Annotated in this window: 11 protein-coding genes; 8 read left to right on the top strand and 3 right to left on the bottom strand. The window is 60.5% G+C overall.

Translation table 11 applies throughout. The features are described from left to right. Positions 1-43: 43 nt before the first annotated feature. On the bottom strand, positions 44-1261 hold the full coding sequence (locus ACQR0U_RS26810; RefSeq protein ID WP_316191999.1) for a CaiB/BaiF CoA transferase family protein: 1218 nt from the start codon (positions 1259-1261) through the stop codon (positions 44-46). Further along, positions 1261-2196 carry a hydroxymethylglutaryl-CoA lyase gene (locus tag ACQR0U_RS26805; RefSeq protein WP_434842752.1) on the bottom strand — a complete coding sequence of 312 codons (936 nt, stop codon included), beginning with the start codon at positions 2194-2196 and terminating at the stop codon, positions 1261-1263. The genes ACQR0U_RS26810 and ACQR0U_RS26805 overlap by 1 nt, the downstream gene beginning before the upstream one ends. 101 nt (positions 2197-2297) lie before the next feature. On the opposite strand from ACQR0U_RS26805, the gene ACQR0U_RS26800 reads away from it, so the two are divergent. The 7 genes from ACQR0U_RS26800 to ACQR0U_RS26770 all read left to right on the top strand — a co-directional run bounded on the left by ACQR0U_RS26800 (position 2298) and on the right by ACQR0U_RS26770 (position 11638). Then, the gene (locus ACQR0U_RS26800) at positions 2298-3206 is read left to right on the top strand and encodes an FCD domain-containing protein (RefSeq protein WP_434842753.1); all 909 of its coding nucleotides are present in this window, start codon (positions 2298-2300) and stop codon (positions 3204-3206) included. 259 nt (positions 3207-3465) lie between these two features. After that, entirely contained in the window at positions 3466-4125 is a 660-nt protein-coding gene (locus tag ACQR0U_RS26795; protein WP_315750115.1) for a TetR/AcrR family transcriptional regulator, read from the top strand. Between the two features lie 173 nt (positions 4126-4298). Beyond that, positions 4299-5906, top strand: a complete 1608-nt coding sequence (locus ACQR0U_RS26790) for a DUF2306 domain-containing protein (protein WP_434842754.1) — start codon at positions 4299-4301, stop codon at positions 5904-5906. A gap of 151 nt (positions 5907-6057) precedes the next feature. Then, the gene (locus ACQR0U_RS26785) at positions 6058-6516 is read left to right on the top strand and encodes a 4-oxalocrotonate tautomerase family protein (RefSeq protein WP_316191995.1); all 459 of its coding nucleotides are present in this window, start codon (positions 6058-6060) and stop codon (positions 6514-6516) included. 90 nt (positions 6517-6606) lie between these two features. After that, the gene (locus ACQR0U_RS26780) at positions 6607-8061 is read left to right on the top strand and encodes an aldehyde dehydrogenase family protein (RefSeq protein ID WP_434872331.1); all 1455 of its coding nucleotides are present in this window, start codon (positions 6607-6609) and stop codon (positions 8059-8061) included. A 634-nt stretch (positions 8062-8695) separates the two neighbouring features. Continuing rightward, a complete protein-coding gene (locus ACQR0U_RS26775) occupies positions 8696-9898 on the top strand; it encodes an ABC transporter substrate-binding protein (protein WP_434842756.1) in 1203 nt (400 codons plus the stop codon). 63 nt (positions 9899-9961) lie between these two features. Next, complete coding sequence (locus tag ACQR0U_RS26770) at positions 9962-11638, top strand: long-chain-fatty-acid--CoA ligase (RefSeq protein WP_434842757.1); 1677 nt, start codon at positions 9962-9964, stop codon at positions 11636-11638. Between the two features lie 53 nt (positions 11639-11691). Here ACQR0U_RS26770 and ACQR0U_RS26765 read toward each other — a convergent pair whose 3' ends face one another. Continuing rightward, a complete protein-coding gene (locus tag ACQR0U_RS26765; RefSeq protein WP_315827680.1) occupies positions 11692-12210 on the bottom strand; it encodes a winged helix-turn-helix transcriptional regulator in 519 nt (172 codons plus the stop codon). 245 nt (positions 12211-12455) lie between these two features. Here ACQR0U_RS26765 and ACQR0U_RS26760 point away from each other — a divergent pair, with 245 nt between their 5' ends. Next, a complete protein-coding gene (locus ACQR0U_RS26760) occupies positions 12456-13082 on the top strand; it encodes a 2-hydroxychromene-2-carboxylate isomerase (protein WP_434842918.1) in 627 nt (208 codons plus the stop codon). Positions 13083-13091 lie beyond the last annotated feature (9 nt).

Here is a 13091-nt window from a genome sequence, read left to right as displayed (position 1 = left end):
CTCCCGCAGTTCTTATGTTCTCGACGATGTGCGACGTGACCGCTCACCCTGGCGGCTTCACAGGCGAAATCGTTCCGTCCGCTTCCAGCATGGCAATCTCGTCGGGCAGCAGCCCGATCTCGGCCAGGACGTCGCGCGTGTGCTCGCCGACATCAGGCGGATCGTAGCGGTTCGGCAGCCGTTGCCCGTCCAGCGACACCGGCAGCACCGGCGTCTTGGCGCGACGGCCGTCGGGCATGCGGATCTCGGTCAGGCCGCCCGATGCGTTGAGATGCGGATCGTCGAACAGGTCGCCGGGCTTGTTGACCGGCGCGTAGGGCAGCTCGAGCCGCTCCAGCACCGCGGCGAGATCGTCCCTCGCCCACGTCCTGAAGATCGCGGCGATCTCGGGGATCAGCCAGCCGCGATGATCGACCCGGCCCTGCGCGGTGGCGAAGCGCGGATCGTCCAGCCATTCCGTGCGCTCGAAGGCGCGGCAGAACGCCACCCATTGCTCCTCGCCGACGATGGTCACGAACAGCTTCGAGCCGTCCTTTGTGTCGAACAGATCGTAGACCGGCCACGGGCTGTCCTTGATCGAATAGGGGATCGAGGGCTGGCCGGTGACGACCTCGTACATCATGGCCTGCGCCATCAGGAACACGTTGTTCTCATACAGCGCGCTCTGCACGTAACGGCCACGCCCGGTGCGCTGACGCTCGGCCAGCGCGGCCTGGATCGCGATCACCCCGAACATGCCGCCCATGATGTCGTTGACCGAGGCTCCGGCGCGCATCGGGCGATCAGGCAGGCCGGTCATGTAGGCGAGGCCCCCCATCATCTGCACGACCTCGTCGAGCGCGAGGCGGTTCTCGTAAGGCCCCGGCAGGTAGCCCTTCAGCGAACAGTAGATCAGCTGCGGGGCGAACGCCGCCACGGACTCGTAGTCGAGCCCAATGCGCTTCATCAGCCCGGGGCGGAAATTCTCGATCAGCACGTCGCTGCGCGCGATCAGCTTGCGCGCAACATTCTGGCCCTGCGCCGTCGACGTATCGAGCGCGATGCTGCGCTTGTTGCGGCAGTAGGTGGCGAAAAAGCCGGCCGCCGGTCCCTTGAAGGAGCGGGTGCGATCGCCCTTGATCGGCTCGACCTTGATCACGTCGGCGCCGAGATCGGCGAGGATGAGTCCGCAGCTCGGACCCATCACCATCTGGCTGAACTCGACGACGCGCACGCCCTCGAGCGGCCGAAGCGGAGCGTCGTGCTCTCGGGCCGCGCCCATCACGCTGCCCTCCGCAGCACCTTGGGGATGCCGGCCTCGTGCAGATGGCCGGTGAGGTGCTTCGGCGCGATGTGACGGGCCAGGATCTCGCGCGTGAGCATCAGCCGGTCCAGATCGATCCCGGTCGATAGACCCATGCGCTCGAGCATGAACACGAGATCCTCGGTGACGATGTTGCCGCGGGCGCCCGGCGCGAACGGACAGCCGCCGAGCCCGGAGACCGCGGCATCGAAGCGGCGGATGCCGGCCTCGAGGCCGGCGACCGCGTTCGCGAGGCCGGCGCCGAGCGTGTCGTGCAGGTGCAGGCGCAGCGTGATATCAGGCCCGATCTCGCGCCGGACGGCCGCAACGACCTGCTTGACGAGCGTGGGCGTCGCGTAGCCGACGGTATCGGCAAGACCGATCTCGTCGGCCCCCGCCTCGGCGAAACGGCGCGCCAGATCGCAGACCGCCGCCTCGCTGACATCGCCTTCGAGCGAGCAGCCGAACGAGGTGGAGATCGCGCCCATCAATTGCGGCCGCTCGGCGGCCGGCCGGGCATCGATCGCGGCGCGAACGGCATGGAAGGCTTCGACCTGCTCGGCGACCGTACGGCGGACATTGGCGCGGTTATGGGTCTCGCTGGCCGAGATCACAAAATAGATGTTGTCCACGCCTGCGGCGATGGCGCGCTCCGCGCCCTTGAAATTGGGGACCAGCGCGCCGATCCTCGTCTCTCGATGAGACAGCGCATGGGCCATCACCGCATCGACATCAGCGAATTGCGGCACGACCTTCGGCGGCACGAAGGAGCCGGCATCGATCTCGCGCACCCCTGCGGCCGCGATGGCGTCGATCAGCGCGCACTTCGCTTCGGTCGGCACGAACATGTCGAGGTTCTGCAGGCCGTCGCGCGGCGCGACCTCGCAGATATGGACGTCCGGCTCACGGATCATTGGCGTTGCTTCCCCGTCGCTCGCTTCTCGATTGTATATTTTTCATATAAAGAACAATCTGATCGACGATCTGTCAAGCTGAAAGAGGTTTCCTCGGCATCATGACCGATTGGGACGCATCGCCCTCCGCCGCACGGACGGGCACGACCGACCGCGCCGAGCAGCTCGCCGGCCTGATCCTGGCGTTCGCACGCCGCGAAGGCATGAAGGCCGGGGACCGCCTGATCGAGCAAAGGCTGGCCGATGCGCTCGACGTGTCGCGTGCGCCGATCCGGCTCGGGCTGAAGGCCCTGGAGGCGGCGGGGCTGGCGCGGGGCGAGCCCCATCGCGGCTTCGTGCTGACCCAGAACCCGACGAGCGGTGCGGCACGCCCGACGCTCGCCGCGGTGAGCCGCGCCGAGCAGGCCTATGCGGACATCGCGGCCGACGTTCTCGACCGGCGCATCGAGGCCGACGTCACCGAGGCCGAGCTGATGCGCCGCTACGAGCTGAGCCGCACCGAGCTGCAGCGCCTGCTCGATCGCATCGCGGCCGAGGGCTGGATCGCCCGCCTGCCCGGCTATGGCTGGCGCTTCGCCGAGACGCTGTCGAGCCCAGAAGCCCAGGACCAGGCTGCGGCCTTCCGGGCCGTGATCGAGCCGGCAGCGATTCTGCAGCCCGGCTTCGGGCTTCAGCAGGACGTCATCGCGAAGCTTCGCCAGCATCAGCAGCGCGTACTCGGTGGCGAGCTCGACAAGATGACGATCGGCGAGGTCTATCAGTCGGGCTGCGAGTTTCACGAGGAGATCGCGCGCGGCGCCCGCAATCCGTTCTTCGTCGAGTCGCTGCGACGCGTGAACTCGATCCGCCGCCTGTTCGCCTATCGCAGCTTCGCCGATCGAGATGGCATGCGCCGGCACGTCGAGGAGCATTTGCGCCTGCTTAATCTGCTCGAAGCAGGACGTAATCAAGATGCCGCCGAGCTGATGCGAAGTCACCTTCAGCGTCCGCTATCATCGCGCTTGCCTTGAGCTTTTTGGCTCCGCGGCATGTAGTCGGAGCGGAACAGCAAGTAGCAACTTCTGAGCCGTTCGATTGCGATCCCTGGAAGGAGTAACAGCCGGCTATGGGCCGCAAAGGGGAAGCAAGCGTTCGAGGCGGACCCGACGACATACGAGGGGACAGATTGAAGTTTGCCAGAAGTTCGTTGTGATGCACGCCGAATAACACTTTTGAGGTTTTTCTTTTGAGCTTCTGTAGCGCGCAACGATAGTGGTAATAATGTCAATTATGGCTACCGGCACGGCGTTTCCTGATCTCCGCACCAAGTTGATTCATACCACGATCAAGCTGCTGGCCGAGCAAGGTCCGGCGGCCGTTCAAGCTCGGTCCGTGGCCAATGAGGCTGGCGTCTCTACGATGGCTGTTTACAGCCATTTCGGAGGCATGCCGGAGCTATTGCGCGCAGTTGCCGATCAAGGGTTCCGATATCTGGCCTCTGCCTTTGAGGGGACGCCGAAGACCGATGATCCCGTTACAGACGTCTTCCGTTTGGCGTTGTGTTACCGCGACGTGGCCCGGCAGAACCCGCACCTCTACGATCTCATGTTCGGGCTATCAACTCGAGGAGCCTATCGGGCGATCGAGTATGATCCTACTCCGCTGTCTCGCTCGGAATCCCCTGCATTTCAAGAAGCCTTTGGCCATGTGGTTCGAGCCGCGACTCGTCTTATCGAGGCTGGCCGGATCCGCGACGATGATCCGAATGTCATCGCGGTACAGCTGTGGGGCTTCGTGCACGGGTTCATTACCCTCGAATTGGCTGGCCTCTTGGCTCGCTTTGATGACAGCGTCGAACAGATCCTTTTCCCGATGGCAATAAATATGTTGGTTGGCCTCGGCGACACGCCGGAACGCGCCGTCACCTCCATGATGCCATGCGTCAGGTGAGGGCATCCGCTCTCTGTTGATCCTTACGCCCGTTCCCTGAAACGAATAGGGACATTCAGCACTCCTTGCGTTTGCACTATAACGATGTTATCGTCGGTTAATAACATCGTTATGGCTGCTCAAGCAGTGACGCCAGCATCTGAACTGGCGCTCGTAACAGAGGGAGGATTTGTATGGCTGTATCAGTTCTGCCTGATTCGCCTCAGGGCCGGTCGACGCCGCTTGTTCGGCTACCAGCAATTCCGTTGCGCATCTGGCTGCTCCGCGCCATCGCGCTGGCGCTTCTCCTGGCTGCGTCCCTTGATGGGTTCGCGGCGATTATGGCGGGGATCGCGTATTACAAAGGAGCCGGGAATCCTGAGATTGCTGCAAAGCGCATCGCGCTGCTGAACGCCGCCGAAGCCGGCCAAGCCGTGGATACTCCCTCAAAAGTCGAGGAGTACGCTGGCAGCACGGTCGCGCTGGTGGGATCGGTCAGTTCGTCCACTTATGCTTATGGCAAGGAGAGCATCGCCGAGCATCTCCTTGTCTACAATGTCATGAGCAAGGAAAAGGCCGCAATGCTCATGGTCCATTCCTCGCTGGGCGGCGTATGCATGCTTTTCGGCGGCCTGCAATTCTGGCCCGCTTTTCGCCGCCGCTTTCCCAAGTGGCACCGCATATCCGGTGGCATCTATATCGTCGTACTGCAGGGCACGATGATCACCGCCATGATCCATCTTGTGCGCACGTCGGTTGCCGACACGCTGGATCATCTGTTTTTCTACGTGGGACTGTGGGGCCTGGCCCTGGGCATATCGTTCAGCCTCTGGATGGCCGTACATGCGTTGTGGCGCAAGCAGATTGCTAACCACCAAGCCTGGATGTGCATAAGCTACGGGCTCTTGCTGAGCACACCCATCCAGCGTTACGGCTGGCTGCTTTTTGGCGCGCTGGATCCGGGCATCCGCTTTACCGAAGCAAATTATGCCGTCACAGGGGTGCTGATCCCCCTTTCTTTGACGGTCGGCTACCTTCTGTTTACGATCAACCGCTGGGTGCAGCCGGTTCGACGGGCCGAGTCCGCAAGCATGACTGCGGCTTCCGAAAAGCGCGCGCATCTTGCACGCAACCTCGCGCTCGTGAGTTTCCCCGCTCTCGTCGCAGCCGCCGCCATTGTTGTTCAATACTACATGGTGACCCCCGCGCTGGAGCAGGCTTTCAGCGCCCGAGAACTGGTCCCGGCGGGTGTCATCCACCTTCATGACACCGTGATTGCAAGCGATGTCGTAAGCCGCGCGACGTTTGCTCTGGCGACGTTAGTTGGTTTGTTGAGCGGAGCGCATCTGCTGTGGATCGCCTTCGTCCGACGGCAACCGAACGGTGTTCTGGTTGCGTCGTCCTGGGCGTTGGCGTTCTCCGGCGCCGTCGCGGGAATTGTATTGATGTACTGGGGCCTGCGGATGGGTATGCCGAGCTTCGCTACCCTTGCAGGCGGTTCGATGCACATGATTGGAGGAGCCGCCACTCTGTTGTTCGCGGTTCTGCTTGCCTTCGCCTTGCGCCGCGGAGAGGTGGCCTGGGTCAAGGAATGGGGCGTATTCGTCCTCGCCTGCATCGCGGCTACGCCCACCTTCTACTTTCTACTGCCCGTTATGGGCGCGTCCGGATTTGACGCACAGTGGGTGAGGGAGGGCCACATCTTCCGCCTGGCCCTCGCTGGCCAATGGTTGGTGGCGATAATGGGCGCCTTCATCTACGCGGCCTATGGACAAGCAACCCAAAGCAGACTGGCTCGCTGAAACCGGAGCCGCGGTGGCCATCAAGGGCGGGGACGAGTCCTCCTCGCCCACGCGCCGCGACGTGCGGAGCCCGACCCACGAGTCCAACTGGTGCGATAACCAGAGGGTTTCTCCTGATGGGAGAGGCCACCTACAAAAAGGAGTGATGTCAATGCCAACCTATTATTGCTCCAGCATCGAGGGACGCCTTTCGGGCAGGCAGAAGAGTGCGATTGCGGCTGAGATCACGCGGATCCATGCGGAGGTGACGGGAGCGCCGACCTACTTCGCGCAAGTCATTTTCGAAGACGTGAAAGCTGAGAACTACTTTATGGGCGGCGCGCCACTGACGCATGACCAGGTGTTTGTCTACGGTCACATCCGAGGCGGGCGCGCTGCGATCGACAAGACACGAATGATCAAATTGATGGCAGAAGCCGTCGCGGTTGCCGCCTCTGCCGCGGATCACCGCAGCGTATGGGTATATGTCGGCGAGCTTCCAGCGCGGCAGATGATCGAATTTGGTCACGTACTGCCAGAGGCCGGCGATGAACCGGCGTGGACAGCCAATCTGCCGGCAGCGGATCGCGATTTCATGCAATCTGTGGGACCGCAGACAAAGGGCAAATGAAAGAAGGGCGGCAACGCCCGTGCCGCGGTTAGCTCGTCGGCAGATAGCGCTCGGACTGCCTGCAAGAGGCAGGCGGTTCGATACGCGAAAATGTCAATCAGGGAAGGTCTTCAATGCGTAACTATACCCCGATTCTACATCGACGGTGACTGGGTGGAACCACTCGGTGGCAACGCGATCCACGTGATCAATCCCGCCAACGAGCAGCCGGCAGGACTAATCACTCTAGGAACCGCTGCGGACGTCGATCGCGCTGTGAAGGCCGCGCGAACGGCATTTGCCAGCTTCTCCCGCAGCAGCCGCCAGGAGCGGATCGATATCCTTTCCAGCATTTTGAACGTGTACGCGAAGCGCCATGCCGATCTCGGCGCCGCTCTTACCGAAGAACTCGGCGCACCCACGAAGTTCGCGATGGAATTGCAGGCCGGCGTTGGCCTTGCGCATCTCCAGACCGCAATCAATGCCCTGAAGAATTACGAGTTCGAGCATCCGCAGGGACCGCGCACAGTGGTGCGCCGTGAGCCTATTGGGGTGGTCGGAATGATCACGCCTTGGAACTGGCCGATCAACCAAATCATGGTCAATGTCATCCCGGCCCTGGCCACTGGGTGCACCGCCGTGCATAAGCCTTCCGAGGTTGCCCCGTTCACTGCTCATGTCCTCGCGGAGATCTTCCACGAAGCCGGCGTTCCGAAGGGCGTCTATAATCTGGTCGACGGTGATGGGGCGACCGTCGGAGCCGCCATATCCGCGCATCCCGGTGTCGACATGGTTTCTTTCACTGGATCGACTGCGGCGGGGATTGATGTTGCGAAACGCGCGGCTGACACCGTGAAGCGTGTGCATCAGGAGTTGGGCGGCAAGTCGCCCAACATCATCTTGGATGACGCCAATTTCGTAACCGCGATCACAGAGAACATTTATCGACTGATGCTCAACTCGGGGCAGACGTGTCATGCGCCGACCCGGATGCTGGTTCCCCAGAACCAGATGGAAGGAGCCAAGCAAATTGCAAAACAGGTCGTGGCGTCGATCACTTATGGCGACCCAAAAACGGACGTGTACATGGGTCCCGTCGTTTCCGAACGCCAGTGGGATCGAATCCAGCGGTTGATCAAGACGGGGATCGATGAGGGCGCCACGCTCGTTACAGGCGGTATGGGGCGCCCGGAAAATATGAAGGTCGGATACTACGTCAAGCCCACGGTGTTTGCGGACGTTGAAAACACCATGGCCATCGCGCGTGAGGAAATTTTCGGACCTGTTCTCGCCATCATCGGCTACACGGACGTCGACGACGCAGTAACAATCGCCAACGATACCGTGTACGGGCTCGGCGCTTATGTGCAATCGGCGAGCATTGAAAAGGCCCGGGCTGTCGCTGACCGACTTCAAGCGGGCGTGGTCTATATTAATGGCGCGTCAGAAGATACCGAAGCTCCTTTCGGCGGATACAAAATGTCCGGTAACGGTCGTGAATGGGGCGAACTCGCCTTCAGTGAATTCCTCGAGACCAAGGCTGTCATTCATGCAACGGCGGACTGACAGGATCGAATGTTGCGTCGAAACCGTTCGGCGGCAGTAGGTCCCAGCAGCAGAGCCGGCGGTCGTTGCGTGCACGGTCGGAGATGAACGCGCGGCGCCGGCTCGTCCAGTCCGTAGTAGTCGAGCCGAGCCCTCGCATGGTCGTTGAGGGGAACTCATATCGTGGGCGAGCCTTTCGGCGGCGACTTTAGTCGTCCGAAGTAGCCAACCGAAGTCGGTATGGACGATCAAAATCGAGAGATGTGGCTTGGCTGCGGCGCGTAAAAGCGTGAACGTCTGCTCGCCACCGGTCGGACCCGAATTAGTTCTATAAAAGAATTTAAATCAGCTTTCGAAGGCGCGCCTCCAGGAGGTACGGTGGGTCAGGGGGCGGCACACGCATAGTCGCGGGCTGCAACAAGTAAATAGTTCAAAGATGATCTCATTTTGCGTTTTTTGGCCGAAGCGAGCGTGCGCCTAGGTGGTCGTGAGCTTGAGCGGATGCGTCCCGCTCTGGCGATCGAGGGGAAGACTCGAGCGGCTTGACTAGTTCCAAAAAAGAACGTTAGATCGGCGAGGAACGACGGTCGATCAAGGCCGCGCTTTGTTGGATCGTGCCACTCGGGCATGCAATCCTCATTTTTGGGAGGAAGTGATGCTGGGGCTCTTCAGGTCTGCTTTCGCGGTGCTGCTTCTGGCGTTCGGGTCATCGGCTTCTGCTGCTGATATGCCGGGGATCACGCCAACGGAGATCAGGATCGGGGGCATCTTTCCCTTTAGCGGTCCTGCTTCGTCGATCGGTCTCGTTGGTCGAGGGCTTCTCGCGTATGTCCAGTCGATTAACGACCGCGGCGGAGTAAACGGCCGAAAGGTCAACTACATAGCGTATGACGATGCCTATAGCCCACCAAAAGCGGTTGAGCATGCGCGAAGGCTCGTCGAAAGCGATGAAGTGGCCTTCATGTTCAGCCAGCTCGGCACGCCCGGCAACTCGGCCACTGCAAAGTATCTGAAGTCGAGGGGCGTGCCGGCGATCGGCATCGTCTCGGGATCGAACAAGTTCACGAATGTGGCGGAGTTTCCGCTGACGACGACCAGTCTGGTCAGCTTCGACACCGAAGGGAAAATCTACGCCAGGTTCCTGACCAAGACGCTGCCGAACGCGAAGTACGCGATCCTGTATCAGAACGATGATCTCGGAAAAGACTACCTCAACGCTTTCAAGGGGGTCCTTAAAGACGAGTTCGACAAGAAGGTCGTCGCAATTGCCTACGAGGTCAGCGAGCCGACGGTGGAGTCGCAGGTGGTGAGTCTCAAGAGTTCGGGCGCCGATGCATTGTTGGTGGCTGGTACCCCGAAGTTCGCGGCACAGGCAATCCGCAAAGCCGCCGAAATCGGTTGGAAACCGATGATCGTACTGAACTACCCATCAAGCTCGGTTGGCGCCACGCTGAAGCCCGCAGGTCTCGATAATTCAATAGGCGTCATCGTTGGAACGGTGGCGATGGACCCGACCGACTCGCAGTGGGATAACAACGACGGAATGAAGAACTTTCGAGCATTTGTCGCGCGGTATTTGCCCGGAATCGATATCGCCGACACGAACTATCTGTTCGGGTATACGCAAGGCATGCTGCTCGAACGCCTGCTCAAGCAGTGTGGGAACAATCTGTCGCGCGAAAATATCATCGGGCAGGCCAAGAACCTCAAGAACGTCGCGCTTCCCACGCTGCTGCCTGGGATCACGGTCAATACAAGCGACAAGATCAACATGAATTTCACGCAAATGAGGCTACAGCGCTGGACCGGGACGCGGTGGGATCAATTCAGCGAGGTTCTCGATGCCAGCTCGGAGTGATGAGGTTGGTGGTGTCTCGCTAACGCCGGTGGCGTCAATCGCTGCAGCTGAAATGAGGTTATCGTGAAAGGATTGATGCAGAATCAGCCTTTGCTGCTGTCCTCGCTCTTGAAGCATGCGGAGCGCTTCCATTCGCGGACGGAGATCGTTTCGCGCACCGTGGAGGGCTCGATTCATCGCTATACGTATGGGGATGCGGCGCGTCGCACCAGAAGGCTTGCCGATGCTTTGACCCGCCATGGCATCTTGCAGGGCGATCGTGTCGCAACTCTTGCCTGGAACACGTTCAGGCATTTCGAGATCGAGCATGGCGTCACGGGAATCGGTGCAGTATGGCATGCGATCAACCCGAGGCTTATCCCGGATCAGATCAGCTACATTGCAAATCACGCCGAAGACAAGATCCTGTTCTTCGACAGCTCGTTTCTTCCCCTCGTGGAGAAGCTGGCGGCCGGGCTTTCCTCCGTGAAGATGTTTGTCCTGATGGCGGATCGAGCCGACATGCCAAGGACGACGCTTCCGAATTTGCTGTGCTACGAGGAATTCGTGGACTTGGGAAAGGAGGAGTTTGAATGGCCGGTATTCGACGAACTTTCGGCCTCCTCCCTGTTCTACACGTCGGGGACCACAGGCAATCCCAAGGGCGTTCTCTACTCGCATCGATCGGATATCCTGCATTGCCTCTGCATCTGCGGTGCATACGCAATGGGCATTGCGCCGCGCGACACGCTTCTGCCGATGACTCCGATGTTTCACGCCAACGGGGCCTGGGGCCTGACCCATGCAGCTCCCATGGTCGGTGCCAAGCTGGTCCTGCCAGGACCCAAAATGGACGGCGCCGCCATTGCGGAGTTGATCGACAGGGAAGGCGTGACCATGACCGCCGGGGTCCCGACACTCTATTCAAACCTGCTCCAGTACTTAGAGTCCAGGGGTACCGGTGCTGGGACGCTCGAGCGCATCATAGTTGCCGGTTCGGCGCCCGCGCCTAGCCTGATCGAGGGTCTTGAGCGCCTGGGCGTCTCTGTCAACCATCTGTGGGGCATGACTGAGACGAGTCCTTGCGGTACGTCTTCGCAGCCGTCGCGACGCACGGCGAGCCTTTCCCCGCAGGATCGGCTTCGACGCAAGACCAGCCAGGGGCAGCCGATCTACGGCGTCGACATCAAGATCGCTGACGAGCGGGGCAGTGAGATGCCACGCGACGGAAAATCCAGCGGCCGATTGATGGTGCGTGGACCGTGGATCATCAGCGGTTACTACGGGGAGGACAAGCCGCTGCTGGAGGACGGCTGGTTCAATACCGGGGATCTCGCTGTGATGGATGACGATAATTACATCCAGCTGACGGATCGCGCCAAAGACGTTGTGAAGTCAGGCGGGGAATGGATTTCGTCCATCGACCTGGAAAACCTGGCGAAGGGATGCCCGGGAGTCACGGAGGCGGCCGTGATCGGCGTTCCTCATCCGAAATGGGAGGAGCGACCGCTGCTTATCGTCGTGCCGACATCCGGAGCGACCGTGACGGCGCAATCGATCAGGACCTATCTGGACAACAAAATCGCCAAATGGTGGATGCCTGACGATATCGTCTTCGTTGACGCGCTCAGCTATGGCGCGACGGGCAAGATCCAGAAGATGGAGCTACGCCAACGCTTCTCACGGCATTATTCCGCGCCAGCGCGAGGGGACAGTGCAAGAGTGCCACAGGGCACTTCAGCGCAGAGCAACGCATCGTGATGCGAACCTCGTCGAGCCGTCGCCAGTCCCCGCCGAAAGGCAAACGCGCGGGATCACGCTGCTTGTCTGCGGGTCCTTGCCTTGCTCGGCTTCTGTTCGGGAGAGGCCTTCTCGAGCTTCGCGCGCGCGCCGGGGCCCGGATGGGTATGAACTTCCTTCGCCGACAGCGGTTCGCCGCATTCCGAGCACACCATTACGGGATCGAAGACCTTGCCGCATTTCTTATGCTCATGCAGCAGAGGTCGCCCGCGTTCGTCGACCATGTGCGTGTCGCCCCAATGGACGAGCGCCATCATGATCGGATAGAGATCGAGGCCCTTTTGCGTCAGGATGTACTCATGGCGCTTGGGTGAATCCTGATATGGAATTCGCCGCAACACGCCGTTCCGCACCAGCTTCTTCAGCCGCTCGGCAAGCAGATGGCGCGTGATCCCGAGCGCAGACTGGAAGCCTTCAAATCGTCGGGTGCGCAGAAAGCATTCGCGTAAAATCAGAAGGGTCCAACGGTCGCCAATTACACCTATGGTTCGTGCCAGTGAACATGGCTCTTCCTCGAGGGCATCCCACTTCATTCGTACTTCTCCACTCTTCCAGCGACGGGTCGCTCGAATCGCCAACGCAACCGTCTTTTCAAGAGCCATTCTAGATAGGGACTACGTTCCAAACAACCTCTAACCGATCTGGGCCAAAATAGCAGAAACTGCCAGTTTATTGACAGTTCGTTTTTAGAACTGTATGAGAGTTGGCGATACGGTTCGTGCGGACCAAACATGACCACTTCAACAATGCCTATGCGGGAGAGGCCGGCGTGACAGCTCTGAAGGTTGAATTCCAGTTCGATTTCGGCAGTCCCAACGCCTATCTGGCGGAACGCGCAATACCTGGCGTCGAGCGACGGACAGGCGTGAAGTTTGATTATGTGCCGATACTTCTCGGCGGCATCTACAAGGCGACCGGCAACATGTCCCCGGCGGAGTCGCTGCACGGCATCAAGAACAAGCCCGAATACATGGCGATCGAGACGCAGCGCTTCATCCGTCGCCACAACATCACGACATTTCGGCAAAATCCGTTTTTTCCGGTGAATACGCTGATGCTGATGCGCGGTGCGGTCGCCGCTCAGTTCGAGGGTATGTTCGAGCCGTATTTCCGGGCCGCTTACCATCACATGTGGGAGGATCCGAAGAAGATGGACGACGTCGAGGTGTTCCGCGCGGCTTTCAAATCCTCAGGGCTCGACATCGACAGGCTGATGGCACGAGCTCAGCAGGACGACGTCAAGAAGAGGCTCATCGACCTGACCACGGATGCGGTCAACCGCGGAGCATTCGGTTCGCCGACGTTCTTCGTCGGCAAGGAGATGTTCTTCGGCAAGGACCAGCTCCGGGACGTCGAGGAATCGATCGTCGAGCAGATGCGACAGCCTGCCGCCAGCATTGCGTGACACGAAACG

The sequence above is a fragment of the Bradyrhizobium sp. HKCCYLRH3097 genome (genome assembly GCF_051167875.1).
Taxonomy (GTDB): domain Bacteria; phylum Pseudomonadota; class Alphaproteobacteria; order Rhizobiales; family Xanthobacteraceae; genus Bradyrhizobium.
This window is presented reverse-complemented; position numbering and strand designations above follow the sequence as displayed.